Origin of the sequence: Micromonospora sp. NPDC048868 (assembly GCF_043198195.1) — a bacterium.
Taxonomy (GTDB): Bacteria; Actinomycetota; Actinomycetes; order Mycobacteriales; family Micromonosporaceae; genus Micromonospora; species Micromonospora reichwaldensis.
Genome location: NZ_JBICUN010000008.1, coordinates 303,211 through 327,852 on the forward strand (window position 1 = coordinate 303,211; position 24,642 = coordinate 327,852).

Below are 24,642 nucleotides of genomic sequence, written 5' to 3' on the forward strand. Positions count from 1 at the left end.
TGGGGAGGGTCAGGCATGTGGGCGGACGAAGCCGCGCTGGACGCGGCAACGCGCCGGCTCGACGACTGGGAAGCGTCCATCGCGGACCGGGCGGCCCGCGCCAAGGAACTGGCCTCGCAGGTGCAGGCGATGCGGGGCACGGCGACCAGCCCCGATCGGACGGTCGAGGTCGCCGTCGACTCGTCGGGCCTGCTGGTCGACCTGCGGCTGGACGAACGCACCCGACAACACTCCGCGGCACACACCGCCCGGCAGATCCTGGACACCACCCGAGCCGCCCGCACCGACCTCCTGTCCAGGATCACCGAGGCGACCACGGGCGTCCTCGGCGCCGAGGATCCGACGGCGGTGGCGCTTGTCGAGTCGTACCGCCGCCGGCTGGATCCCGACCGGGACACACCGGATGCCCGGCGGTGACGGCATCCAGGTCGACCCCGACGGCCTGACCCGCCACGCCGCGCACCTCGACCGCCGCGCCGACAGTCTCGACACCGCCCGCCAGGCCGGCCAGCACGTCCGGTTGGGCGCCGAGGCGTACGGGCAGCTCTGCGCGATCATGCCGGCGCTGCTCGACGGCCTCCAGCAGACCCTGGTCCAGGGCATCGGCACCGCGGCCGGCTCGGTGCGCGACACGGCCGACAGGCTGCGGACCGGCGCCGACCGCTACCGGGCCGCCGACGCTCGGGCCGAGCGGTCGCTACAGCGGACACGGCACAAGGAGTGACCACCAACCCGCTCGTCGCCACCGCAGCCGACACCCCGCCCAGCGCCTGGGCCGGCATCTGGATCTGCGAGGACATCGAGCTGATCGCCCAGGGCGTCCGCAACGGCAGCTGGATCGACGGCACCCTCGGCGTCGTGAGCGCCGGCCTGGACGCCCTCGCCTTCGTCTCCGACCCGGTCGGCGCGCTGCTCCAGTACGGCATCGCCTGGCTGATCGAGCACGTCAAGCCGCTCAGCGAGGCGCTGGACTGGCTCGCGGGCGACCCGGCGAAGATCACTGCCCACGCCCAGACCTGGCGCAACGTCGCCGCATCGCTGCGCAAGGAAGCCGCTGGCCTGGCCGCCGCCGTCCGCACCGACGTCGCGAGCTGGGGTGGCGGCGCCGGCCCCGCCTACCGGGCCTGGGCCGCCGAGCAGCAGCAGGCCATCGGCGGGCTGGCCCAGGGCGCCGACACCCTCGCCGCCATCACCGAGGGAGCCGCCGGCCTGGTCGCCGCCGTCCGGCTGCTGGTCCGCGACGCCATCGCCACCTGCGTCTCCCGGCTCATCGTGTACGCGGGCGAACTGGTCGTCACCGGCGGGCTCGCCGCGCCGCTGGTGGTGGAGCAGGTGACGACGTTGGTGGCGTCCTGGGCGGCGCGGATCGCGCGGCTGCTGCGGGGGCTGCTGGCGAGTCTGCGGCGGCTGATGCCGGAGATCCGGCGGCTCGGTGACCTGATCGAAAAGCTGAAGCAGGCGCTGGGGCGGCTTGCCAGCAGTCGACCAGGCAGATCCGGTGACGGCGCCTCGACTCCCGGGACGCCCCATGAGCCCCCCGCTCGACACGCCAGCGAGGAAGCACGCGTCCATGCTCTCGGCATGGATCCGGCGACCGGGAAGTTCAGGCCAGGCGAGGCCGAAACCGCGGTACGGCTGGAACAACTCCTCGGCGTTCAACTCAGTCGCGCCCCTGCGGATTCCTCGGCCGACTGGGTCGACGACGCAGGGCGCACATATGATGCCGTCGGTAACTTCCCCGGCCAGTTCTTCGACCGGCAGTGGCCGCAGCTTCAATATCAGATCGAACGACACCTGGACAAGGCCGAGCTCGTGCCCGTTGACGTCTCGAAGTTCTCGGTCGAGCAGACAGCCAGGATCGAGCAGTTCATAGCGGACCGTGATTTCGGTCCACGGGTATTCATCGTGGGGAAGTGATGGCCGGCCTGATCGTGCTGAAGCCCGGGGTCGACTGGACCGCTACCGGTGGTCTCTTCGACTGGACTCTGGAGTTCCTGGTCGAACGGCTCACCGACCGGGAAGCTGCCAACCATCTACAAGAAATCATCGACAACAACCTCGGGTCTCTCTGGATCGACCAGTTGTCCACAGGGGCCCAGCACGAGATCATCCGCCACTGGCGGGGCGGGCTCATCAAGGCTGGCGAGCAACAACTTCCGGAGACGGACCACAAGGCCTCGGTCATCCGACACCTCCAAGAACTCGTGGATGCGACCTACTCCGCTGGCTATCCGGAGTAGGGACCAGTTCGCCCTCAGATCACCAGGTGCCCCGGTCGGAGGCTCACCTAGGAAGGCGTCGGGAGCAGGCGCCGTCGTGATCGGCACGGAGCAGGCAGCGCCGGCCGCCGGGCATCCGCAGGTCACAGAAGACCCGGTGGCGTACGTGCTGGTTGTCCTCTTCCGAAACGGTGCTCTCCCCCGGGTCGGTCTGCGGCAGCACCAGCAGCCAACGGCTGATCACCCGGGCCAGCCGCTGAGCGGCCGGCAGGTCGGCGGCGGCGACGGGCAGGTGGATGACGTACCGCTGGGTCATGCCTCGTGTCCCCGGTCGGTGCGGGCGCGGGCGCGGGCCTGCTCGGACTGCCAGCGGCGCAGTGCGTCCTTGATGACGGCGGTCTCCCGGCGGCTGGCGGCCAAGGCGGCGTGGACGTTGGCCATGTCGCCGGCGACGCGATCGAGGAAGTCGTAGACGTCGGCCGGTTCCAGGCCGCGGCGTCCGAGCCCGACCGGCTTGAAGCGGCGCTCGCGCACCTGCCACGGCAGCAGACTGGTGTACGCCGAGGAGCGGTAGGTCGCTCCCGGTCGCTGGTTGCGGACGCTCATCTGCTGCCTGCCTCTCCCTCGTGTGGACTGGAAGGGGTGGCCCTTCCGTCCTCCCCGCACGCACGGGCCACCCCGCCCTGCCGCCGCAGCTTCGGTCAGCGGTACGACACCAGGGCCTGTGGTCATCCTGTGACGGTGCGCAGCATCGAAGCAACGTTCCACACCAGAATTCTTCCCAGAAGTATTGACTTTCTTTGCTGTCACCGATAGCTGTTACATGGCAAGGTGACGCAGCGTTGCGCAATGGAATCAGGGAGTGTCCGGGTGACCGAGGATGTCGGATCGACCGTGCCGCGCCGGCAACTCGGCCGGCTGCTACGCCAGTACCGCACCGAGGCGGGTGTGACCCTCGACGCCGCCGCCGAGGCCCTCGAATACAGCCGGCAGAAGATCTGGCGGATCGAGTGCGGCATGGGCCCGGTCAGGGTGCTCGACGTCAAGGCGATGTGCGAGCTGTACGGGGTGTCCGCCGAGATGACCGAGGCGATGCGCGGGCTCGCCACGGAGACGAAGTCCAAGGGCTGGTGGCACGCGTACGGCGACGCGGTCCCGAGCTGGTTCGAGCTGTACGTCGGCCTGGAATCCGCCGCCTCCCGGCTCAGGGGTTATGACGAGTCGCTGATTCCTGGGATCCTGCAGACGCGAGCCTACGCCGACGCGCTCTACCGACTCGGGCGGACGATGAGCGATGAAGATCGTGAACGCGCTGTTCAGGTGCGGCTACAGCGACAGGCACTCCTCATGCGGCGGCTCCCCGCAGCTCCGCGACTGGAGTCGGTGCTGTCCGAGGCGGTCCTCCGACGCGCCGTCGGCGGCAGGGCCGTGATGGCTGCCCAGCTCGACCATCTACTTAAGCTTTCCGAACTGCCGAACGTGTCCGTCCGCGTGCTTCCGCTCGCCGCGGGGCCGCAGCCAGGAGCGGTCGCCGGCACGTTCATGATCCTCGACTTCCCGCTCGCCAAGGGCGGGCGAGCCGCACCAGAACCGTCGATCGTGTACAGCGAATCCTTAACCGGAGCGCTCTATCTCGACAAGCCTGACGAGCTGGCCGCCTACGAGAAGGTCTGGAGAGGGCTGGATGGGCTGACCCTAAACGAGGCAGAATCGAAGGACATGATCAAGAGGCTCACCGGGGAGATACGGCATGACTGACCTGAGCGGCGCCGTCTGGCGCAAGAGCACCCGTAGCGGCGATAACGGCGGCGCCTGCGTCGAGGCCGCCACAAATGTCCCGGGCATCGTCGCCGTCCGTGACTCGAAGGATCCGTCCGGGCCTGCCCTCACCTTCTCCCCTGCTGCCTGGGCAGTCTTCGTTGAGGAAACCAAGCGCTGAAAGCCCGACCCCTGCGCCCCTCGCGGGAGCGCGCCCTCGGTTGCCGAGGGCGCGCTCCCGCCGACTACCAAGGGTGCGGCTCAACAGCGTCAGGTCGGTCCGACGCTTGCAGGGCGAGCGTCGCCCGCTGGCAAAGTCATAGGCCGGGACAGCGTCTCCGCAGGTGATTGCGTCTGTGCCGCATCCAGAAGACGATGTCAAAGATCCGGATGTCGGACACCTGGGCTGGGACATCGGCTTGATCGCGGAGATTCCGCAGTCTGTGCGTCAAGCAGAGATCGTCGGTCCGCAGCAGCTCGTGCAACCAGAGCCAGAACCCGGGGCGGCCACGAAGCGCGCAAGCCACGACGTTGTCGTAGACCGGGATGAGCTTTGGGCGTTTGCGAGCCAGCAGCTTCCCGGCAACCGCCTTCTTCACGCCGCGTTGCTCTGTCAGCAAGTGCCACGCGCGATCTGCTGGCCCGTCGTCCTCGATGTAGAGCCTCGCCGTGTCGTCGCTCAGACTCACCGCTAGTGGGATCTTGCGAAGCTCGTCGCTTATCCGTTGGCCCAGGTCTCCCTGAATGAGGTCGAGGGCGACCGCAGCGGGTGCTCGCGCCTCCAGCAACTGGACGGCAATCAGATCCTCCGCCGCCACAACGTCCCGATGCAGGGCGTTGGAGGCAGCGCCTAACGCCTCAAAGTGGCTGCCGGTGAAAGCACCAGGCGTAAGATAGCGACGCAGGTCGGAGACTGAACGCTGGTCGTCAAGCACAGCAATGATGTCGGGCAGCCCAAGCCAATCCGATGGCATCGCTACCTACCCGAGGCGACGCGACGGCGGATCTCCTTGAGCTTGACCACGTCACCCACCAACGCATCCTGCGCCTGCCAGAAGTCGAATCCGTCGGTGGCCTTTCGGGCGTCGGTGATGTCCTGGCCATAAACCGCGATCTTCACCGCCTCGCCCGCGCGGGAGGGCGAGTTGCACACCTCTCCCCGGTACCGAACCCGACCATCCGCCAACAGCTCCGCAGTGTGTTGCTCACCGAGATAGCGGCCAACGAGCGTGGTCCCCACCCGCAGCCGCCCGGCGGCGAGGAGATCCACAAGCTTCAGCCTCCGCTCGCCCGGAGTCACGCGTGTTCCCCGTTTCGAGCTATTGGTCGCGGGTGCCTGATGCGCCGGCATCGGCGGGCCTGGCTCGGCTGGCATCCACTGCGGGGGAGACTCGTACGCCTGCGGTGGAGGGGGCTGCCCCTGGGCCGGCGCGGCGACTGCCACTGACGTCGGAAAGTCGAAGGTCGCCCGCGCCCGGACGAGGCTTTGGCGGATCTCCTCCCGGCTCAGCTTCGGCATGCGGCGGTCGAGCAGGTCGACCAGTTCGGGCGCGGGCTCCGAGCCGGCGAACAGGTCCGTCAGCTTGGCATGAACCTGCCGGTCGACGAAGAAGCTCTTCCACAGCTCCTCGATCCGGTTGTCCCCCATGTTTTCCTTGCTGAGCAGGCGTAACAGCTCCACTGCGGAGGCGACGTCATCCTCCAACCGGACGGCGCGGAAGAGCTTGTCCTCGATCGGCACCGGAGCGTGGGCGTTGTAGACCCGCCACTCCGCGCCGTTGGTGAGGGCAACCCACTCCACACCGGCCATCATCGCGTAGCCGATTGTCTGTCTTGCCCATCGCGGATCGTCGAGGTTCTCCCCGAGTGCCTTCGCCTCGATGAACAGTCGTGGGGTGCGCAGCAGCAGCAAGGCGTAGTCGACCGGATTGTCGTGCGTGCTCCGCTTGTACTCGTGGTGCACCTCGTCGGGGTCGTAGAGGTCCCAGCCGAGTGCTCCGATGACCGGGGCGATGAGTCCGGCCTTGGTGTTCTGCTCGTTGATCCGCTGGCCGCGCTGACTAAAACGCCGCTGCCGCTCCACACACTGTTCAACGACGGCACGCAGATTACTCATCGGCGACCACCCGAGGACCCCCGCAAAGCAGTACGGAACGGAGACATCGCCTTTCGTGGGTACGCATCGAATGCGCGATGGGGCATGAGGGGTGCCTCCCGAACGGTGGTGGAGAGTGGTCAGCCTAGCGCCTCGGGTGACCACTCCTCGGCGAAGGTTTCGGTCTGCTGCAGCACCCGTCGGATGGCTTCCTCGGCGGCGTCCGGCGGGTAGCCGTGTACGGCGAGCAGGCGCTTGATGGTGGAGCGCAGCTTGGCGCGTACGTCTTCGCGGGAGGTCCAGTCGACGGTGATGGACCGGCGGACGGACGCCACCAGGTCGCGGGCGATGCCGGCGAGCTGCCCCTCCCCCATCTCGGCCACGGCCGATGCGTTGTCCGCGACCGCGTCGTAGAAAGCCAGTTCGTCGTCGGTGAGCGCCGGGCTGAACTGCTGCCCGCGGTTTGCTTCCGCGCTCACCTCCTTCGCCATGGCCACCAGCTCGGCGATGATCTCGGCGGAGGTCAGGTTCTGGTTGGTGTAGCGGCGCATCAGCTCGACCAGACGCGCGGAGAAGGCCTCCTGGCGCACGATGTTGTGCCGGGTGACCTTGCGCATGGTCTGCTCGATGGCCCGTCGCAACGCCTCGATGGCCAGGTTCGGTGTCTTGGAGGCGCGCAGCTTCTCCAGGTATGCCTCGTCCAGGTGGGACAGGTCGGGCCGGTCGATGCCGGCGGCGGCGTAGATGTCGGTGACTCCACCTGCCTCGATGACGCCGGCAGTGAGTTCCCGCAGGTAGAGCGCCACCTCGGCGGGAATCGGCAGGCCCCGGGAGCGGCGGTTCTCCACGTCGTACTTGGCCATCCAGACGCGTACGGCCTGGAAGAAGGCGATGTCGTCGCGGAGGTCGTTGATGTCGCCGCTGCTGGCGCAGAGCGCGTAGAGCCGGTCGAGCTTGGCGGCGGCCTGCCGGAAGCGTTCGGCTAGGGTCGGCTCGCCCGGCTCAGGCTGGTTCTCCGGCAGGCTCGGGTCGCGCAGATAGTCGATGGTGCCGAGGACGGCGGCGGTGAAGGCGTTCTTGGCGCCGGAGTTCAGCACGCCACGCCAGTCGTACCCGGCCAGGATCGTGCCGCACAGGACGTCGTGCAGGTCCCGGACGCTGGCGACCGCCTCGCCGGTGTCCCGACCGACCGGCTTGGTGTCCTGGTCGCTCTTGGTGTATTCGGCGAGCGCCTCGTGCAGGCTCTGCGTGATCGGCGCGTAGCCGACCAGCAGGCCGTCCTGCTTGCCGCGGAAGGTCCGGTTGACCCGGGCGAGCGCCTGCATCAGCGCCGCGCCGCGCATCGGCTTGTCGAGGTAGAGCGTGTGCAGCGGCGGGGAATCGAACCCGGTGAGAAGCATGGACTGGACGATGATGAGTTCCAGCTCGTCATCGGGGTTCTTCGCCCGGTTGCGGATGACCTTGGTCTGCGAGGGCCGCCGGACGTGCTTGCGGATGTGCGGCTCGTCGTCCGGGCCGCCGGTGTAGACGACCTTGATCTTGCCGAGGTCGTCGGCGTCGGAGTGCCAGCCCTCGGGCAGCCGCGCGATCATCTCGTCGTAGAGCCTCGCGCAGATGTCCCGGGTCGCGCACACGATCATGGCCTTGCCGGGCCCGCCGATGTACTTGCGCATCTGCTCGGATCGCGCCTGCCAGTGCTCGACCAGGTCGGCGGCAAGCGCCTCAACGCGGTCGGGGGCGCCGTAGATCGCGTTCATCACCGCGACCGTGCGCTGGACGCGGGCCTTCTCGGCGTCGTCCAGCCCTGCGGTCAGCGTGTCGGCCCGCTCGTCGATCGTCTCCGGGTCGATGTCGGCCGGCAGGTCCACCGGGATGAGCCGGCTCTCGTGGTAGACGCGGACCGTCGCTCCGTCGTCGACGGCCCGAGTCAGGTCGTAGATGTCGATGTAGTCGCCAAATACGGCCCGAGTGTCACGATCCGCCTCGGAGATCGGCGTGCCGGTGAACGCGATCAACGTCGCGTGCGGCAGCGCGTCGCGCAGGTGCCGGGCGTAGCCGTCAAGGCTGTCGTAGTGGCTGCGGTGCGCCTCGTCGACGATCACGATGATGTTGCGCCGGTCCGCCAGCAGCGGATGCTTGCGGCCCGCGTCGCGCTCATCCCGGGTACGCCCGAACTTCTGCAGCGTCGTGAAGATGATCCCGCCGGTGCGCCGGTTGGTCAGCTCGTTGCGCAGGCTCTCCCGGGTGACCGCCTGCACCGGCCGCTCCGGCAGCAACTCGCTCGCGGCAAACGCCTCCAAGAGCTGCTCGTCCAGATCGGTGCGGTCGGTGATGACCACGATCGTCGGGTTGCCCATGCTGGGATGGGTGGCGATCTGGTAGGCGTAGAACTCCATCTCCATCGACTTGCCGGAGCCCTGCGTGTGCCACACGACGCCGGCCTTGCCGTCGCTGCGGGTCGCCTCGACGGTCTTGCGGACCGCCTTCTCCACTGCGAAATACTGGTGCGGCTTGGCGATGCGCTTGATCGCCCCGCCCCTCGCTTCGGCGAAGGCGACGTAGCCGTGCAGCAACTCCAGGAACCGGCGCGGCGTGAACAGCCCGAAGAGGGCCAGGTTCAGCGCCAGGTCGTCGTCACTCTTCGGCGGCTGCGGCACCGGTTCGCCATTGTCGTCGACGTTCCACGGCGCGTAGTGCTCCAACGGCGTGAAGGCAGTGCCGTAGCGAGCGGTGATCCCGTCCGACACGACGCAGACGACGTTGGCCCGGAAGGCCAGCGGCAGCTCCTCGACATAGGTGCCGACCTGCCGGTGGGCACCCCGCAGATCGGCGTACGCGTCACCGGCCTTCTTCAGCTCGACCAGCCCGACCGGCAGGCCGTTCAGGTAGCAGACGATGTCGAAGCGTCGCTTGTGGTCGCCCTCGGTGACTGTCACCTGGTTGGCGGCCAGGTAGTCGTTGGCCGCCTCGTCCCGGAAGTCGATCAGCCGGATGATTGGGTTGTGCTCGGCACCGTGCTGGTCGATGTAGACGATCGACCGGATGCCCTTCACCATCAGCTCGTGCAGCCGCCGGTTCTCGGTGACGGCATCGCGCGACCGGGCGCTGAGCACCCGGGCGACCGCCTCGTCGACCTGCGCGGACGGAAGCTGCGAGTTGAGCCGCGCGACAGCGTCGCGCAGCCGGTCGGGCAGGATCAGCTCCGCCCACGACTCGCGCTCCCCGGTGCCCGGCGCGATCGACGATCCGGGTACAGGTTCCCAGCCCACCTCAGCCAAGGCTTCCAGCGCTAGCGCCTCCCACTGCGCCTCGCTCATGTCTCGCGAGTGAGTGGGTATCACAGCGCTCATGTCGCGTCCTCCACGACCCTTTCAGCGTCCCGCACTTGAACTTTCCCGGACACTAGTTCCGGCAGCAACAAATCCCGCAGTTGCGCCATTAGATGGCTTTCAGAAGCTGCCGCGAGAGCCCTGTCTACGAGCGGCGAAGCCAGGCGATCAAACTCCCGTAAACGACCTGCGGGAGGTATCACGATTGGCAGGTCCTTGACGGAAGAGGAATTCAGTCCGGGAATAGCCACACCAGTTCCACGCGACCTCATCTCTTCCCTTAGTGGAGCAGAGTTCAGCCAAAAGTAGCCAAAGTGCTGACTGAGGGGGGACATCATCCGAATCCGATACACATGCTCGTTGATGGCAGATCTCGAAAATGGGAATCCGTTCCCAAACATCGACACGTGAGGCTGAAAATTCCCTGGCCGCCCACCATCCTTATAGAGCAATATGTCGTGGCTCTGGACGACTCCGCGCTTGAGGCCCGCAAAGAACTCTTCCGGAACAAACTTGACCTTTCCAAAGTCAAATTTCGCTAGCTGGGAGATGCTTTCAGCTCCGATACTCGGGACCCCAGAGGCATAACCAGCGACTCCCCCACGCGGTCGCCCACCCGTCTCCAGCACCGAAACCTGCTGACCAAACTTCGCCTGCCTCCAACCCTCTGGCAGCGGCCTCTCGTTCAGTACGTGTGCCAGCGCCTCTCGGAACGAGGAGCAGAATTGAGCACTACAGAGTTCATGGACAGATTCCACAATCTGCTCATTCACCGCAATCTTGTCGTCCAATGCGCCAAGAACAGCAGCAATTGCCTCTTGGAGACGTCGCGAAGGCCACACCACGGGGAGGGGATGGACATGGTTGCGGTTGAGCGTAGGATTCGCGGAACCCACATCCAACCCCATGACGTTCAATTGCTTGAAGAAGTAATACGTAAATCTGGGAAGGCTACCCTTGAAGTCCTTCACCCAGAGAGTGGTGTCATGCGGCCAATAGTCTCCAGGCAGATAGAAAGTTTTGCCCAGCGTTCCCTTCCTGCCAATCACCACCCCCGGCCCCCGCGCCGCCGCCGTATCGTGGTAGCTGCCAATTCCACCGGAGGACACGACAGGTATTGACCCGGCCCTCTGCTCAGCTCGAGTAATGTCGAACCCTCGCTGCAGGGTCAGCACTTCCCCGATAGTTGTCCGGGTCCATTCAGACATGGGTGCGCTCCAACTGGGCACGGACAAGCTGCTCCAACCGGGCCGACTCCTCGAAATGGGCGTACAAATCCTTCCTAAGCCGTTCAATCTTGTCCGCGATCGGCTCGTCGCCCGAGGTATCGACCTCGGCAGCTCCGACGTAACGGCCCGGAGTGAGGACGTGATCTTGTTTACGGATCTCATCAATGGTGGCTGTGTAACAAAAGCCGAGTAGGTCCTCGTACTTCTTGCCATCGACGCGGGCTGACGCGGTACCACGCCATGCGTGGTAAGCGTCGGCGATCTTCGCCAGGTCCTCGTCAGTCAGGATGCGCTCGGTGCGGTCGACCATCGTGCCCATGTTGCGGGCGTCGATGAAGAGCACCTCGCCGCGCCGGTCCGCGAGCCTCTTGCCTCCCTGCGGGCCCTTGTCCTTGGCGAAGAACCACAGGCAGGCCGGGATCTGAGTGGTGCGGAAGAGCTGCGGCGGCAGCGCCACCATGCAGGAGACGAGATCCGCCTCGACCATGGCCGCCCGGATCTCGCCCTCGCCGGACTGCTTCGACGACATCGAGCCGTTGGCGAGCACGACGCCCGCCGTGCCCCGCTCCCCGAGCTTCGCGACGATGTGCTGCAACCACGCGAAGTTGGCGTTGCCGGCCGGCGGCACGCCGTAACGCCAGCGCGGGTCCTCGACGCTTCGCGCCCAGTCCGACATGTTGAACGGCGGGTTGGCCAACACGAAGTCGGCGCGCAGGTCGGGGTGCTTGTCGACGTGGAGGGTGTCTTCCCAGCGCGGCCCGAGGTTGCCGGTGATGCCGTGGATGGCGAGGTTCATCTTCGCCAACCGCCAGGTGCGCTCATTCGACTCCTGGCCGTAGACGGCGATGTCTTCGCGCCGACCGGTGTGGTTGAGCACGAACTTCTCGGCCTGAACGAACATGCCGCCCGACCCACAGCACGGGTCGTAGACCCGGCCCGAGTAGGGCTCCAGCATGTCGACCAGCAGCTTGACCACGCTGCGCGGGGTGTAGAACTCGCCACCGCGCTTGCCTTCGGCGCGGGCGAACTTCTCCAGGAAGTACTCGTAGACCTCACCGAGCACGTCGCGGGCGGGCCGGTCGCCGTGGCCGGTGAACCTGGCGTCGCTGATCAGGTCGACCAGCTCGCTCAGCCGCCGCTGGTCGACGTTGTCCCGGTTGAAGATCTTCGGCAACACACCGAGCAGCGCCGGGTTGGACCTCATGATGGCGTCCATCGCGTTGTCGAGCAGCAGCCCGATCTCGCCGCCCTTGGCCCGCTCCGCCAGGTACGTCCAGCGGCCCTCCGCCGGCACCCAGAAGACGCCGTGACCGGTGTACTCGTCGACGTCGTCGAGGAACGCGTCCACCCGGTTCTCGGGGATGCCCTGCTCGAGCACCTCCTGCTTGATCTGCTCGCGCCGTTCCTCGAACGAATCGGAGACGTACTTGAGAAAGACCAGGCCCAGGACGAAGTCCTTGTACTGCGCGGCGTCCATCGAGCCGCGGAGCTTGTCGGCGGCCTTCCAGAGGGTGTCGCGAAGGTCGGCCATGGTCGGCATGCCGGGCAGTGCGCTCTGCTCGGCCGCCTTTTTCCTGGGGGGCATGGTGCTCCTCGTATCCGTTCCTGCGGTGCGGTCAGTCTTGCTGGTCACGATGGGGCGGTCCAGCCAGCGGCGGGCCCTCCGTGATGGTCAAGGTGCCGTCGGTGAGCCCGGCCACAGCGCGACGGCCGAGGTCGTCGAGCAGAGCGAGTTCACGGCGGGCAAGGTTACGGCGCGCCTCCATCGCCGCGAGCAGCGCGTCGAGACGCGCCACGTCAGCGGGAGACAGCAGCGGAAGTTGCAGGTCAGCCAGCCGGGCTGCGGCACGCACCGCACCGCTCGGCCGCTGCTTCTGCACGGCGTTGACCAGTGCCTCCAGCACCCGGGGAGTGAACCGATCACGCCCGTCCGGCAGGATGCGAAGGACTCGCGTCGGATAGTCGACAACCGAGAAGCCCGGCTCGTCGTGGTATGCCCGAAGTCGGGGCGTCACCGTCACCAGGACGTCGCCGGGTTCGGTCAGCCGAGCGCGGGGGTACCGCTGCGCGAAGACGGCCCGGTCGATCCGGCGGGCGCCGATCTGGGCGCCGCCGGTCATCTCCGCCGGCCCGATCACGGGATTGTGGCCGTCGGCGCTGACATGGTCAGCGGCGATCCGGCTGCCTTTGAGTAAGGCGAGGTGGCCGTCCCGGACGAGCGCGGCGATGGACTTCGTCGGCGCCCGCTGGATCTCGTCCCGCGCGGCCACATGCGTGCGCAGCTGGGGGCGCGGTTCGGCCAGCCGGTTGAGTTCGACCTCCGCGTCGGCCAGCTCCGCGACCGTCACCCGTCTGTCCCGTGTCAGGTCACGCAGGGTGGCGGGCCGGCGCGCGGTCAGCGGGCGCCGGGGCGCCGTCAGGTCCGCGATCCGCACCTGACTGGCGTACGCCCGGAGGTGCTGGTCGGGCTGGTGGCCCTCGCGCCGCCAGGTGGTGACGTCGAAGACCAGGTCCTCGACCACGTTATCGGTGAGCGGCCGGTCGGAGACGTCCGCCAGCAGGACCCGCCCCTGCCACTCGGGGGCCTCCTCGTGCCTCAGCACCCACAGCGCGCTCTGGTAGCCGGGGCGGAAGGGCATGATCCCGCCGGGGAGCTGGACGACGGCCTCGACCCTGCCGGTGGCCAGCAGGTCGTTGCGGGAGCGGGCGGCTGGCTTGTAGGGCGGCAGTGAGCCGACGAGCAGCTCGGCAGGGCCGCACACCACGGCGGTCTGCCCCGGCGTAAGCGCCCTGGTCAGCTCGACGAGCTCGGCGAATGGGTCGAGATCGGTGCGCGCCTCGGCCGGCCGGTAGGGCAGCCGCATGAGCACCACGTCGGCGGCGGGCGTGCCCGGCGGTCGGCCGGCAGCGATGTCGAGCTGCCAACTGCCTCGTGAGACGCCGTGCACCACCAGCCGGCGGCGAGCGAGGCGGGCCAGGAGCCGGTTGGCCTCGGCGGCGAACATGACCGGCTCGTGCTCCCCGAGCGCCTGTCGGGCTGCCATCAGCAGGTCGCCCACGCCGGCGTGCGGATCGGCGACCTGGACGAGGCCGTGCAGGTCAGCGTGCTCCCGGATGCCGGAGAGCTCGACCATCAGACGCCCCAGCTGCGGGACGACCGCTTCCTCGTAGAGCTGCGGCACGCCGAACCGGTGCCGGGCGGCGAGCACCCGCTCGTACGCCTGGGCGGCCCCCCACGCTGCCTCGATCAGCTCGTCCACCACCTCGGCCAGCCAGGCCGCTTCGAACGGCATTGCCTCGATCTCCGACCGGAGCAACTCGTCGTCCCAGTCGACCTCGGTGGCACGTTCACGAAGTGCCTCGATGACGTGCCGGTCGGTGTAGCCCTCGGGGCGTAGCGGCTCGTCGTCGAGGTAATGCAGGCAGATCAGCGCCGTCGTGGCGCTGATCAGTTCCTTCGGGTTGAGGGCCCGACGCCGGCCGGCGCCTGACGACGCTCCCGCCTGGAGTGCCAGACACGAGAGCACGTGAAGGCGGAGGTCCGGCTCTATGGACTGGCGTTCGGCGCGACCGGTGTCGACCAGCCAGTCGACGACTTCGCGCGCCTTGAACAGTGGCCGCCCACGATCCGTCTGCGCTGGTGCGGGGAATCCCGGGTAGCGGCGGCGCCAGGTGGTGACCACGGGGCGTTGCACCGCGGCCAGCTCGGCGATTTCGGGCAGGGAGATGAGGTCTGTGGTGCCGGCCATTGGTCACCTCCTTCCACTCGACGAACACCATGGGCGGACGGGTCGACAGTAGATGGTGGGGATTCGCTGGTCCAACAACGCCGTGGTAACCCGGGTTATCAGTGTCGGGATCGTTTCGAGCTGGCTTTCGCCTGTAACGGACTGCTGTGATTCATCGGCATCAGCAAGCGGCCGATTACGGAGCCGCAGCATCCCTTTTGGAATCGGAGCTCTTCATGCGTAAGACGACGACCCTCGCCCTGGCCGCCACCGCTCTCATCGCGCTGGGCTGCGGCGCCGGCTCCACCGACGAGACCAGCAGCTCGGGTGGCGACAGCGCCGCCAAGGGCGAGGAGAAGGCGGCAAAGACCGCGAAGATCGGCCAGCCGGCCCGCGACGGGAAGTTCGAGTTCACGGTGAAGTCGTCGAAGTGCGGCGTCGCCAAGGTCGGCACCTCGATGCTCGGCGACAGGGCCCAGGGCCAGTTCTGCCTGATCACGGTCAACGTCAAGAACATCGGCAAGGAGGCGCAGCTGCTCGACGGCAGCAGCCAGAAGGCCTACGCCGCGGACGGCACCGAGTACTCGTCCGACACCGAGGCCGGCCTCTACGCCAACGAGGACCAGACCACCTTCTTCGAGGAGATCAACCCCGGCAACCAGGTGACCGGCGTGTTCGTCTTCGACATCCCGAAGAGCGTCAAGCTCACCAAGCTCGAGCTGCACGACTCGATGTTCTCCGGCGGCGTCACCGTCGCCCTGAGCTGACCCGCCGCGCCGAGGGCGGCCCCGCGAAGCCCGCCCTCGGCGCACCCCATCCCGCCAACTGCCAGCACGAGTCTCTACGCGAGGAGATCGATATGCGCAGCGCGACGAACCGGACCGTTCCCGGCCGCACCACCCGCCCGAGCGGCCGCAAGGACCGCCGCCGACCCAACCCGCAGCAGCCCACCCTCTTCGACAGCCCGCTGCCGCCCGCGCCTCCCGGCGTCTACCTGACCAATGTCTACCGCCTGCGGGTCCCGCCGACCCCCGACGGTCTGCGAGAAGCGCTCAACGTCGACTATCTGAGAGCAAGCGGCTTCGAGGCCGTTGCCCGGGAGGTCGCCGGTGCGCCGGCGCTGCTGGTGCACGGCACCGTGCCGCGCCTGCGCGCGGAGTGGTGCGACGTGCTCGCAGGGCTCACCGGCGAGGAGGTCGACCTGGGATACAGCAGCGGCGGGGGCGCGCTGTTCCTGGCAGTCGACGAACGCGCCTACGTCCTGGCCTACGGCACCCTGGGCCGATTCATGGTCGAGCACAAGGTGATCGATCCGACCTTCGGAGTCTCCTTCGCCGTCCGGGCGCTCCTGCCGAGCGAGATCCGGCAGGTCCGCCGCCGCGTCGTCGGCACCAGCGGCCGGGTGGACCGCAGCCTGGTCCCCGCCGGTCAGCCCATCCGGATGTACGGCATCGACAAGTGGGGCGAGATCGTCGGCCAGGTGTGCGGCCGCACGGACAATCCACGCCTGACGGTCTGCCGACGTACCGGCAAGCCGACCAGGGTCGAGGGCGGTGACGCCCTGCGCGTCCACCTCTGCGTCGAGCCCGAAGGGCTCCTCGCCGACCTGCGGGAGATCGAACGCGTCTGCCAGCAGGAGTCACCCCTGGCCGACCTGGAGTTCATCACGCAGATCCGCCCGGTGGCGCTGTCCGATCCCCGGGTGTCCGGGCTGGTCGCCACCCTCGATCAGCGGCTGGGCCTGGCCGATCCGCCGGCCCTCGGCGTGGCGGTGCCGGGCGACCTGGTCGCGGACATCGAACACGTCGGGTCGTACCGGATCCAGGTCCCGAAGTCCGGCCAGCGCCCGACGCTGGCGGCCGAGCTCGACCTGGCGGCCATCCTCGACCACACCGGCCGGGCGTTGGACGGCGACAGGTGGACCGGTCTGCGCAACGGGAAGGTCACGCTCTTCGCCGACGCGAGTGGCACCGAGGAGATGGTGTCGACGCGGGCCTCGCGCTGGATCACCGCAGAGGTAGCCGTCGGTGCCAGCCACCTGCTGCTACAGGAAGACGCCTGGTACGAGATCGGCGACCGGCATCGCGAGTTCCTGCGGCAGGAGATCGCCGAGATCCTGGCTCGCTCGTCCGACATCGTGCTGCCGCCGTGGACGCCCGACCTCGTCGACGAGGACGCTTACAACCGTGCGGCCGCCCGCCGTGATCCTCGGCTCGTGCTGCTCGACAAGAAGCTGCTGCGGACGGCGCAGCACCGGCGCGGCATCGAGGCCTGCGACCTGCTCGGGCCGGGTGGCGAGCTGATCCACGTCAAGCGGGGGTCGAGCAGTGCGCCGCTGAGTCATCTCTTCGCCCAGGGCATCACCTCCGTCGACGCGCTGCGCTACGAGGAGGACGCGCGCACCAGGCTCGTCGAGGTGGTGCGGCAGCAGCCGAACGGGCGGGACCTCGGCATGGAATTCCGGCCCCGGAAGGTCGTCTACGCCATCGCGCTCGGCGCCGGCCGGGCCGTCACCGTCGACTCGCTCTTCACCTTCGCCCAGGTCTCGCTCTACCGGGCGATGAAGACGCTGCGCGGCGAGGGTGTCGAGGTCGAGGTCGTCGGCATCCCGCCCGCCTGACGCGCTCGCGACGACCGCACTGTTCGCCGAGGCCGTCGATCACGACCTCGGGTCACGACATCTCCCCCGCCCTTCCTCAGACGTCAGGAGGCGTCCGTGCGTCCCGATGAGTTCCTGCGCGCCCTGGACCTGCTCCCCACTCCCCTGCACGAGCGCGCCGTGGCGCTGCGCGCCTACGCCCGCGTCACCCGCTGCGAGGACTGCCAGCGCATCGGCGACGCCGTGCGGCTGGCCCTCACCGCCGCGCACTACGACGAGATCGCCTCGACCCGGCAGCTGCTCGACACGGCAGAACAGCGGGCCGCCCGGCACGAGGTCCACCGCCCGCAGCCGAACCCCGAACGCGGTCGCGGCCGGGTCGGTCGCTGGGCGGGGACGTCCGCGCCGCTCGTCGCCGCGACCGACGCCAGCTGGAAGGGTCGCGCCGGCGGCATCGGGTACGTCGTCAGCGACGGCCACTACGGCCTGCTCAGCCGGGGCACCGGCCGGCTCGACCCGACGGGTCCGTCGCGCGTACTGATCAACGAGCTGCGGGCGGTCGACTTCCTGTTGTCCGCGTACGACGGGGCGCCGGCCGGCATGACCGTGTTGCTGGACAGCCTGGCCGCCCTGCGGTACCTGCACCGTTGGCAGGCCGGCGAGGCCGACGCCATGCCGGCCGGCTACAGCCTGCGCCCGCGCAGGTCGTCGGCTCAGCCGACCCTGGTCCGGCTCGCCGAGCTGGTGGGCCGGCGGCCGGATCTGTCCTTCGCGCACGTGAAGGGGCACAGCGGCCACGCGCTCAACGAGGCCGCCGACGGCCTGTCCCACATGGCCCGCCGCCGGCTCGGCGAGTCCTTCGACGTACGCCCTCGGGCGCACGCGCTGGTCGACGCGTTCCTGCGCGACTGGCACACCACCGTCGCCAGCTGACCACACCGGCTGACTCTTCACCCCGGGAGATGATCGTGGTTCTCGCTGCCCAGCACCTCGCCGTACCGTCCACGGGCCCGTCGACCCCAGCCTGGGTCGGCCCCGGCCTGATCCTCCGGCAGACCAGCACGCCGGCGACCTAACGTCCGCCGAGCAGCCCCATCCTGCCTGCTGACGCATTCACGCCAGGCAGCTCGACAGCAACACGCAGCGCTCCGATCCGCCCACCGGATCCGCTCCACACTTCGGAACCACCTTTCCCCGCTCACCCGCAGCGGGCCGCCGGCCCGTGGGGAGCACGCGCCTGGAGACGACCATGCCGATCGACGACGTGCCCGACCACACCGCCGAGCTGGTGCTCGCCGCGCTGAGCGGCCAGGACGACCTGGCCGCCGTGCTCGACGGCGGAAAGACCAGCCTGGACCTGGCCGTCCCGAGCGACGAGGCGCATACGGGACGGATCTGGCTCTCCTCGGTCACCGTCGCCGGGTTCCGCGGCGTCGGCCCGGAACGCACCCTCCAGATCGCCCCCGGCCCGGGCCTCACCCTGGTGGTCGGGCGCAACGGCTCCGGCAAGTCGAGCTTCGCCGAGGCCGTCGAGCTGGCGTTGACCGGCGACAGCGCCCGCTGGGCGGAGCGCAACAGCGTCTGGCGTACGGGCTGGCGCAACCTGCACTCCCCCGACCCGTGCTGGATCGTGGCGCAGCTGCACGTCGACGGGGAGGCGAAGCCGGTCACGGCGACCCGGTCGTGGCCGCTCGGCGCGGCGCTGGCCGACGCGGAGGTCACCGTCACCAGCGAGCGGGGACGGCACTGGAGCCTGGCGCAGCTGGGGCTGGCCCGCCCGCTGGAGCGGTATCGGCCGTTCCTCACCGCCGCCGAGCTGAGTCGACTCACCGACGCCAGCCAGCGGGTCCTGCCGCGCGGGTGCGCGCCGGAGAGCCCGTTCCGGTTCATCGTCGCCGACGAACCGGAACGGAGCATCGGCTCGGCCACGGTGGACGGCCTGGCCCGGGTGCTCGCCGCGTTGGCCGTGCGGCGGCAGGTAGTGGTCTTCACCCACGACGTCCGTCTGCCGGAGGCGGTCCACCGGCTCGGGCCAGGCAGGGTCCGGATCGTGGAGGTGACCCGTGCGCAGCGGTCAGTGGTGACGCTGCGGCCCGCCAGCGACCTGTAAGACGCTGCTGACTCAGATCGGGTGCGGCGCCACCCAGGCATCGGTGTCGGTGACATGCGCGACGAACAGCATGCCCTGCGGGTCGAAGAAGGCGGCGGTGAGCAGGTTGTCCGTCTGTTTCGTGAGGGACACTCCGGCACCAGGGGTCGCCGGCTCGCCCCCGATGCGCACCGGCAGGTTCCACGGTTGGTTGTCCACGACGTGCGCGACCCTGAGGAAGCCGTCCCCGTCGACGAAGACGGCGGTGAGGACGTTGTCGGTCTGTTTGGCCAGCGCGACCGACGCGCCGGGTGCCCCCACGTGCCCGCCGACCCGGACGGGTGGGTGCCACAGGCCGGTCCCGTCGACGTGCGCGACGCAGAAGAAGCCGTCGCGATCGACGAACACCGCGGTCATGGTGATGTCGTTCTGCTTGGCCATCGCCACGCCCCCGCCGGGCCGGCAGCCCGGACCGCCGAGACGGAACGGCGGCTTCCAGTGCTCGTTGCCGACCACGTGGGCGACGGAGAGGAACCCCTCGCGGTCGGCGAATACGGCGGTGAACACCTCGTCGGTCTGCCGGCAGGCCGCCACCACGGCGCCCGGCTGCCCGCCGGGTCCGCCGACCCGGAACGGAGGAATCCACTGCCCGGTCCCCACCACGTGCGCCACGCAGAAGAAGCCCTCGGCGTCGACGAAGGTCGCCGTGAGGACGTCGTCGTTCTGCTTCGCGAGACAGACGCCCCCGCCGGGGACGCCACCGCCGCCGCCGACCGGGAAGGGCGGCACCCACGGGTTGTTGTTGACCACGTGGGCGATCTGCAGGACGCCGTTGTCGTCGGTGTAGGCGCCGGTCACGATATGTGGGGCCTGGCGGGCGAGGGAGACGTGCGCTCCGGCCGGTGCGTGCGACCCGCCGATGGTCACGCCCGGATTCCACGCCCGGGTGCCCTCCACCCAGGCGACGCTGAGGAAGCCGGCCCGGTCGACGTAGAGGCAGTCGGTGTTCTCCGTGCCCTGGCGTGCGAGGGCCACGGGCGTGCCCGCTGCCGCGACCTGGCCCCGGTAGAGGGAGTCGACTGCGGCGATGTCGCCAGGGCTGGGAGCCACCGCCATGCCGATGCCCGCGCAGCCGGCACCCGGCACAGGGGTCAGCGTGTTGCCGGCGCCGGGTCGCGCGAAGGCACGGGCGCTGTAGTGCATGATCGACCCGCAGTCGTACGGGCCGACCATGATGCCGTCCTGAAGGATGTCGAAGTCCTTGGCGTTGAACGCCACGTTCGCCCGGTTGAACCTCACGAACGTCTCGCGGTCGGGGCGTTGGTGCTCGTGCCGTAGCCCGAGCGCGTGGCCGATCTCGTGCACGATGGACCGGGCGTTGAACATGCCCGATCGCACCGGACCGGGCGGCACCCACGCCCTGGTGCCCACCACTGACGCGACCACGAACCGTCCACTGGCGTCCACTCCGGCGGCCACCACGACGTCGTGGTGCCTGACCAGGTGCACCCGCGCGCCGGGCGGGAACGGGACGCCACCCAGCCGCACCGGCGGGTTCCACGCGGCCGTGCCGGAGACGTGAGCGACCGCGAGGATTCCGGTGTCGTCGACGAAGGCGGCCGTGAGGATGTCGTCGGTCTGCTTGACGAAGGATATCGGCGCTCCGGGTGTGCCCGGCGCACCGCCGATCTGCACCGAGGGCTTCCACGGTTCGGTGCCCACCACGTGCGCCACCGCCATGGTGCCGGCCGTGCTGAGAAAGGCCGCGGTCAGGACATCGTCGGTCTGCTTGGCGACGGTGACCACGGTGTTCGCCGGCCCCCGGGCGCCGCCCATCGGGACGGGCGGGTGCCACGGTTCGGTCCCGACGACGTGGGCCACGGACAACCGCCCCTCGGTGTCGACGAAGAGCGCGACGAGGATGTCGTCGGTCTGCTTCGCCAGGCTGACCGGCGCACCGGCCGGGCCCCGCGTACCGCCCATAGGGACCGGGGGCTGCCACGGGCCGGTCCCCACCACGTGCGCGACCGACAGGATGCCGTCGGTGTTCACGAAGAGCGCGACGAGGATGTCGTCGGTCTGCTTGGCCAGCGCGACCGGACTGCCTGGTACCCCGATCGAGGCACCGACGCGGAACGGGGCGCTGAAGAGGCCATCTCCCGCGGTGAACGCGATGGACAGGAAGCCGCTGCCGTCGATGAAGGCCGCGACGAGGACATCGTCGGTCTGCTTGGCCAAGGTGACGAATCCGCCTGGCGGGTCGACCCGGGGGCCGAACCTGTGCGGGGGTTCCCAGCGTCCGGTCTCGACCACGCGGGCGGCGGTGAAGACGCCGTCGCCACTGAGGAAGGCGGCGACCAGGATATCGTCGGTCTGCTTGGCCATGGTGACCCGGCCGTGCGGGATTCCGGCGGCGCCGCCGATGTCGATGGGGATCCGCCAGAAGCCCTCGTTGTCCATCCAGGCGACGTGGAGGAATCCGGTCTCGCCGATGAGGCACGCGGTGAGCACGTCGTCCGTCTGCGGGATCAGGGCGACCTCGACGGGAGTCCCGGGCGTACCGATCGGGTCGGTCACGAGGGCGCACGAGATGGTCCGGACCCCGCCGCCGAAGCCGACGCCCGAGTTGCAGGCGCCCGCCTTGGGGCCAAAGAGGATGTACGCCTCGTCGCCCGGCCGCCTGGCCACGAGGTTGACCACGCCTGTCGCGTTCCACGCGCCGATCGCGCTGGCGATGGCGGCGCTGGCCGCGCTGCCGGCCGGGAACACCTCGTTGTCGACCTCGAACGGCACTCGGCGGTTCGGCCAACGACCGGCGGGACGGTCGGAGATCGTGAAACCCACGTCCCAATTGTGCCGCTTTGAGATACATCGTGCAGCCAGACGCGAGGGCCGCCTCCCGAGCGATGCCCCACTCATCGATGGCACTCTTTACGAGCGTGAAATCGGCTGTTACTTTTTCGTAAGTCTTGCAGGAACTTGCAAGCACCCGGTTTCGCGTCCCGTCCGGAGATGACCATGCCCGTACCGCAAGCCTCGCGTGCCCGAGCCACCCTCGCCGCCCTGCTCTGCGCCGCGCTGGCCAGCGTCGCCGCGCCCCTGGTCACCGCGCCCGCACCGGCCGTCGCCGGGATCGACTCCCGCACGCTCGGCGCCCGCTACGACAGCGCCGCATCGCGGATCACGTTCCGGGTCCACTCGTCCGCGGCCACCCGGATGACGGTCAGTCTCTACGCCGCACCCACCGGCACCCAGGAGAACGCCAGCTATCTGCTCACCAGGGACACCGCCGGCACGTTCAGCGTCACCGTCGACGTCGCCGCGCTGCGCAGCGCGGGCATCACCGGCACCGTCTACTACGGCTACCGGGCCTGGGGACCGAACTGGCCGTACAGCACCGCCTGGACGAAGGGTTCCTCGGCCGGGTTCATCGCCGACGTGGACGCCGCCGGTAACCGGTTCAACCCCAACAAGCTCCTGCTCGACCCGTACGCCCGGGAGATCAGCCACGACCCGCTGCGACCCGGCATGACCACCTCGACGGTGTACGCCTCCGGCCCGTCGCACCGCAACGTCGACAGCGGCCCGCACGCGGCGAAGGGGGTCGTCCTGCCCACGACCACGCCCGCCTTCGGCACCAAGCCGGCCCGGGCCCTGAAGGACGACCTCATCTACGAGGTGCACCTGCGCGGGTTGACCCGCAACGACCCGTCGGTGCCGGCCGCCTACCGGGGCACCTACCGGGGCGCGGGGATGAAGGCCGCGTACCTGGCCTCGCTCGGGGTGACCGCGGTGGAGTTCCTGCCGTTGCAGGAGACCCAGAATGACACCAACGACGTCGACCCGACCGGCACCGCGGGCGACAACTACTGGGGCTACATGACCCTGAACTACTTCGCTCCGGACCGCCGGTACGCCTACGACCGCTCGCCGGGCGGGCCGACCCGGGAGTTCCAGCAGATGGTGAAGGCGTTCCACGACGCCGGGATCAAGGTGCTCCTCGACGTGGTCTACAACCACACCGGCGAGGGCGGCGTCTACAGCTCCGGCCAGTCGAACGTCTACGACATCGTCTCCTGGCGTGGGCTGGACAACCCCACCTACTACTCGCTCACCGCCGACCGGCAGGCCTCCTGGGACAACACCGGCGTCGGCGGCAACTACAACACCTACAACCCGGTCGCACAGGACCTGATCGTCGACTCGCTGGCGTACTGGAAGGACACGCTCGGGGTCGACGGCTTCCGGCACGACCTCGCCTCGGTGCTCGGCAACACCTGCCAGCACGGCTGCTTCTCCTACAGCCGCACCGACCCGAACACCGCACTCAACCGGATCACCCGGGAGATGCCGCCCCGACCGGGCGGCGGGGGCACCGGCGTCGACTGGATCGCCGAGCCGTGGGCCCTCGGCGCCGGGACCTACCAGGTGGGCAACTTCCCCACCGGCTGGTCGGAGTGGAACGGGCAGTACCGGGACACGCTGCGCCGCGACCAGAACAAGCTCGGCGTCAGCCCGGTCACCCCGGGCCAACTCGCCGACCGGTTCGCCGGCTCCTCCGACCTCTACGGCGACGACGGCCGGCGGCCGTGGAACTCGGTCAACTTCATGGTCGCCCACGACGGGTTCACCCTGGCCGACCTGTACGCCTGCAACAGCAAGAACAACAACCAGGCGTGGCCGTACGGGCCGTCGGACGGCGGCAGCGACGACAACATCTCCTGGGACCACGGCGGGATCGCCGCCGACCAGCGCCGGGCCGCCCGCAACGGGCACGCCTTCCTGATGCTGTCGGCCGGCACCCCGATGGTCACCGGCGGCGACGAGGTGCTGCGCGGCATCCGCTGCAACAACAACCCGTACAACCTGGACTCGTCGGCGAACTGGCTGGGCTGGAGTCCGACCGCCGAGCAGAGCACCTTCCGCACCTTCGCCTCCCGGCTGGCCGCCTTCCGCCACGCACACCCGGCGCTACGGCCGGCGACCTTCTACTCCGCCGCCGACACCAACGGCAACGGGCTTGCCCAGCTGGCCTGGTTCACCCCGGCCGGCACCAGCCCGGACGCTGCGTACTGGGGCAACGCGGGTAACCACGCGCTGGGCTGGCGGATCGACGGCACCGAGTTCGGCGACCCGGCCCCGGCGATCTACGTCGGCTACAACGGCTGGTCCGGGGACGTGAACTTCACTCTCCCGTCACCGGGAGCCGGGAAGAGCTGGCACCGGGTCACCGACACCGCCACCTGGGCGGAGGGCGCCAACCAGGTCGCCGTACCGGGGTCGGAGACGCTGATCGGCGGCCAGGGCACCACCTACCTGCTGCGCGGTCGCAGCCTGCTGCTCCTGGTCGCCCGCTGACCCGAAAGGCGGTGCGCCGCCGTCGAACTGGGTCCGGCAGGCGCGCCTACGCGTCAACCCTCGAAACTGACGTCGAACGGCGTCAGGTCAGGGGTGGTACGGCCACGGCCTGGATCTCGATGAGCAGGTGTGGGTGGGGTAGTTGGTGCACGGCGACGGTGGTGCGGGTGGGGCCGGTGGCGTCGAAGTACTCGGCCCAGACCTGGTTGTAGCCGCCGAAGTCGTTCATGTTGACGAG

At 69.1% G+C, this 24,642-nt stretch carries 21 protein-coding genes; 11 read left to right on the top strand and 10 right to left on the bottom strand.

Annotated features, from left to right (window positions below):
* Positions 1 to 15: 15 nt before the first annotated feature.
* From ACGFNF_RS16040 to ACGFNF_RS16055, 4 genes are read left to right on the top strand one after another with little or no spacing between them, the layout of a single operon-like run.
* Positions 16 to 417, top strand: a complete 402-nt coding sequence (locus ACGFNF_RS16040; protein WP_393168584.1) for a YbaB/EbfC family DNA-binding protein — start codon at positions 16 to 18, stop codon at positions 415 to 417.
* Positions 404 to 724 (top strand): type VII secretion target, encoded by a 321-nt coding sequence (locus ACGFNF_RS16045; protein ID WP_393168586.1) that lies wholly within the window; start codon positions 404 to 406, stop codon positions 722 to 724. The genes ACGFNF_RS16040 and ACGFNF_RS16045 overlap by 14 nt, the downstream gene beginning before the upstream one ends.
* Entirely contained in the window at positions 721 to 1,917 is a 1,197-nt protein-coding gene (locus ACGFNF_RS16050; RefSeq protein ID WP_393168588.1) for a WXG100 family type VII secretion target, read from the top strand. The genes ACGFNF_RS16045 and ACGFNF_RS16050 overlap by 4 nt, the downstream gene beginning before the upstream one ends.
* Entirely contained in the window at positions 1,917 to 2,240 is a 324-nt protein-coding gene (locus ACGFNF_RS16055) for a hypothetical protein (protein WP_393168645.1), read from the top strand. The genes ACGFNF_RS16050 and ACGFNF_RS16055 overlap by 1 nt, the downstream gene beginning before the upstream one ends.
* A 43-nt stretch (positions 2,241 to 2,283) precedes the next feature.
* Here ACGFNF_RS16055 and ACGFNF_RS16060 read toward each other — a convergent pair whose 3' ends face one another.
* Both ACGFNF_RS16060 and ACGFNF_RS16065 read right to left on the bottom strand, forming a co-directional pair.
* On the bottom strand, positions 2,284 to 2,535 hold the full coding sequence (locus ACGFNF_RS16060) for a hypothetical protein (RefSeq protein WP_151454900.1): 252 nt from the start codon (positions 2,533 to 2,535) through the stop codon (positions 2,284 to 2,286).
* Positions 2,532 to 2,825, bottom strand: a complete 294-nt coding sequence (locus ACGFNF_RS16065) for a DivIVA domain-containing protein (RefSeq protein ID WP_393168590.1) — start codon at positions 2,823 to 2,825, stop codon at positions 2,532 to 2,534. The genes ACGFNF_RS16060 and ACGFNF_RS16065 overlap by 4 nt, the downstream gene beginning before the upstream one ends.
* A gap of 264 nt (positions 2,826 to 3,089) precedes the next feature.
* Between ACGFNF_RS16065 and ACGFNF_RS16070 the strand changes: the two genes are divergently transcribed.
* Both ACGFNF_RS16070 and ACGFNF_RS16075 read left to right on the top strand, forming a co-directional pair.
* Complete coding sequence (locus ACGFNF_RS16070; RefSeq protein ID WP_393168593.1) at positions 3,090 to 3,977, top strand: helix-turn-helix domain-containing protein; 888 nt, start codon at positions 3,090 to 3,092, stop codon at positions 3,975 to 3,977.
* Complete coding sequence (locus tag ACGFNF_RS16075; protein WP_393168595.1) at positions 3,970 to 4,158, top strand: DUF397 domain-containing protein; 189 nt, start codon at positions 3,970 to 3,972, stop codon at positions 4,156 to 4,158. The genes ACGFNF_RS16070 and ACGFNF_RS16075 overlap by 8 nt, the downstream gene beginning before the upstream one ends.
* Positions 4,159 to 4,294: 136 nt before the next feature.
* On the opposite strand, the gene ACGFNF_RS16080 is transcribed toward ACGFNF_RS16075, so the two are convergent.
* The 6 genes from ACGFNF_RS16080 to ACGFNF_RS16105 all read right to left on the bottom strand — a co-directional run bounded on the left by ACGFNF_RS16080 (position 4,295) and on the right by ACGFNF_RS16105 (position 14,379).
* Positions 4,295 to 4,951, bottom strand: coding sequence for a DUF6308 family protein (locus ACGFNF_RS16080; protein ID WP_393168597.1), 657 nt, complete (start codon positions 4,949 to 4,951; stop codon positions 4,295 to 4,297).
* A gap of 2 nt (positions 4,952 to 4,953) precedes the next feature.
* Positions 4,954 to 6,093 (bottom strand): hypothetical protein, encoded by a 1,140-nt coding sequence (locus tag ACGFNF_RS16085; RefSeq protein ID WP_393168599.1) that lies wholly within the window; start codon positions 6,091 to 6,093, stop codon positions 4,954 to 4,956.
* Between the two features lie 119 nt (positions 6,094 to 6,212).
* The gene (locus ACGFNF_RS16090) at positions 6,213 to 9,389 is read right to left on the bottom strand and encodes a type I restriction endonuclease subunit R (RefSeq protein WP_393168601.1); all 3,177 of its coding nucleotides are present in this window, start codon (positions 9,387 to 9,389) and stop codon (positions 6,213 to 6,215) included.
* Positions 9,390 to 9,418: 29 nt separating this feature from the next.
* Complete coding sequence (locus ACGFNF_RS16095) at positions 9,419 to 10,576, bottom strand: restriction endonuclease subunit S (RefSeq protein WP_393168603.1); 1,158 nt, start codon at positions 10,574 to 10,576, stop codon at positions 9,419 to 9,421.
* 25 nt (positions 10,577 to 10,601) lie between these two features.
* The gene (locus ACGFNF_RS16100) at positions 10,602 to 12,215 is read right to left on the bottom strand and encodes a type I restriction-modification system subunit M (RefSeq protein ID WP_393168605.1); all 1,614 of its coding nucleotides are present in this window, start codon (positions 12,213 to 12,215) and stop codon (positions 10,602 to 10,604) included.
* Between the two features lie 31 nt (positions 12,216 to 12,246).
* Positions 12,247 to 14,379 (bottom strand): hypothetical protein, encoded by a 2,133-nt coding sequence (locus ACGFNF_RS16105; RefSeq protein WP_393168607.1) that lies wholly within the window; start codon positions 14,377 to 14,379, stop codon positions 12,247 to 12,249.
* 215 nt (positions 14,380 to 14,594) lie between these two features.
* On the opposite strand from ACGFNF_RS16105, the gene ACGFNF_RS16110 reads away from it, so the two are divergent.
* The 4 genes from ACGFNF_RS16110 (at position 14,595) to ACGFNF_RS16125 (ending at position 19,067) form a co-directional block, all read left to right on the top strand.
* Entirely contained in the window at positions 14,595 to 15,125 is a 531-nt protein-coding gene (locus ACGFNF_RS16110) for a DUF4352 domain-containing protein (protein WP_393168609.1), read from the top strand.
* Positions 15,126 to 15,217: 92 nt separating this feature from the next.
* Positions 15,218 to 16,978 (top strand): DUF6119 family protein, encoded by a 1,761-nt coding sequence (locus tag ACGFNF_RS16115; protein ID WP_393168611.1) that lies wholly within the window; start codon positions 15,218 to 15,220, stop codon positions 16,976 to 16,978.
* A gap of 96 nt (positions 16,979 to 17,074) precedes the next feature.
* Positions 17,075 to 17,890, top strand: a complete 816-nt coding sequence (locus ACGFNF_RS16120) for a ribonuclease HI (RefSeq protein ID WP_393168613.1) — start codon at positions 17,075 to 17,077, stop codon at positions 17,888 to 17,890.
* 316 nt (positions 17,891 to 18,206) lie between these two features.
* Positions 18,207 to 19,067, top strand: a complete 861-nt coding sequence (locus tag ACGFNF_RS16125; RefSeq protein ID WP_393168616.1) for an AAA family ATPase — start codon at positions 18,207 to 18,209, stop codon at positions 19,065 to 19,067.
* A gap of 12 nt (positions 19,068 to 19,079) precedes the next feature.
* Here ACGFNF_RS16125 and ACGFNF_RS16130 read toward each other — a convergent pair whose 3' ends face one another.
* Complete coding sequence (locus ACGFNF_RS16130; RefSeq protein ID WP_393168618.1) at positions 19,080 to 21,890, bottom strand: M12 family metallopeptidase; 2,811 nt, start codon at positions 21,888 to 21,890, stop codon at positions 19,080 to 19,082.
* A gap of 174 nt (positions 21,891 to 22,064) precedes the next feature.
* Between ACGFNF_RS16130 and ACGFNF_RS16135 the strand changes: the two genes are divergently transcribed.
* Positions 22,065 to 24,404, top strand: a complete 2,340-nt coding sequence (locus tag ACGFNF_RS16135) for a glycogen debranching protein (protein WP_393168620.1) — start codon at positions 22,065 to 22,067, stop codon at positions 24,402 to 24,404.
* Between the two features lie 82 nt (positions 24,405 to 24,486).
* On the opposite strand, the gene ACGFNF_RS16140 is transcribed toward ACGFNF_RS16135, so the two are convergent.
* Positions 24,487 to 24,642, bottom strand: a 156-nt coding sequence (locus tag ACGFNF_RS16140) for a RidA family protein (RefSeq protein WP_393168647.1), incomplete at its 5' end; no start/stop codon positions are given.

Excerpts from the sequence above, each read along its gene's own strand:
- ACGFNF_RS16110 (WP_393168609.1), top strand. The coding sequence starts at position 14,595 with ATGCGTAAGACGACGACCCTCGCCCTGGCCGCCACCGCTCTCATCGCG.
- ACGFNF_RS16055 (WP_393168645.1), top strand. The coding sequence starts at position 1,917 with ATGGCCGGCCTGATCGTGCTGAAGCCCGGGGTCGACTGGACCGCTACC.
- ACGFNF_RS16060 (WP_151454900.1), bottom strand. The coding sequence starts at position 2,535 with ATGACCCAGCGGTACGTCATCCACCTGCCCGTCGCCGCCGCCGACCTG.
- ACGFNF_RS16085 (WP_393168599.1), bottom strand. The coding sequence starts at position 6,093 with ATGAGTAATCTGCGTGCCGTCGTTGAACAGTGTGTGGAGCGGCAGCGG.
- ACGFNF_RS16100 (WP_393168605.1), bottom strand. The coding sequence starts at position 12,215 with ATGCCCCCCAGGAAAAAGGCGGCCGAGCAGAGCGCACTGCCCGGCATG.
- ACGFNF_RS16040 (WP_393168584.1), top strand. The coding sequence starts at position 16 with ATGTGGGCGGACGAAGCCGCGCTGGACGCGGCAACGCGCCGGCTCGAC.
- ACGFNF_RS16075 (WP_393168595.1), top strand. The coding sequence starts at position 3,970 with ATGACTGACCTGAGCGGCGCCGTCTGGCGCAAGAGCACCCGTAGCGGC.
- ACGFNF_RS16125 (WP_393168616.1), top strand. The coding sequence starts at position 18,207 with ATGCCGATCGACGACGTGCCCGACCACACCGCCGAGCTGGTGCTCGCC.
- ACGFNF_RS16080 (WP_393168597.1), bottom strand. The coding sequence starts at position 4,951 with ATGCCATCGGATTGGCTTGGGCTGCCCGACATCATTGCTGTGCTTGAC.
- ACGFNF_RS16090 (WP_393168601.1), bottom strand. The coding sequence starts at position 9,389 with ATGAGCGAGGCGCAGTGGGAGGCGCTAGCGCTGGAAGCCTTGGCTGAG.
- ACGFNF_RS16045 (WP_393168586.1), top strand. The coding sequence starts at position 404 with ATGCCCGGCGGTGACGGCATCCAGGTCGACCCCGACGGCCTGACCCGC.
- ACGFNF_RS16115 (WP_393168611.1), top strand. The coding sequence starts at position 15,218 with ATGCGCAGCGCGACGAACCGGACCGTTCCCGGCCGCACCACCCGCCCG.
- ACGFNF_RS16065 (WP_393168590.1), bottom strand. The coding sequence starts at position 2,825 with ATGAGCGTCCGCAACCAGCGACCGGGAGCGACCTACCGCTCCTCGGCG.
- ACGFNF_RS16105 (WP_393168607.1), bottom strand. The coding sequence starts at position 14,379 with ATGGCCGGCACCACAGACCTCATCTCCCTGCCCGAAATCGCCGAGCTG.
- ACGFNF_RS16135 (WP_393168620.1), top strand. The coding sequence starts at position 22,065 with ATGCCCGTACCGCAAGCCTCGCGTGCCCGAGCCACCCTCGCCGCCCTG.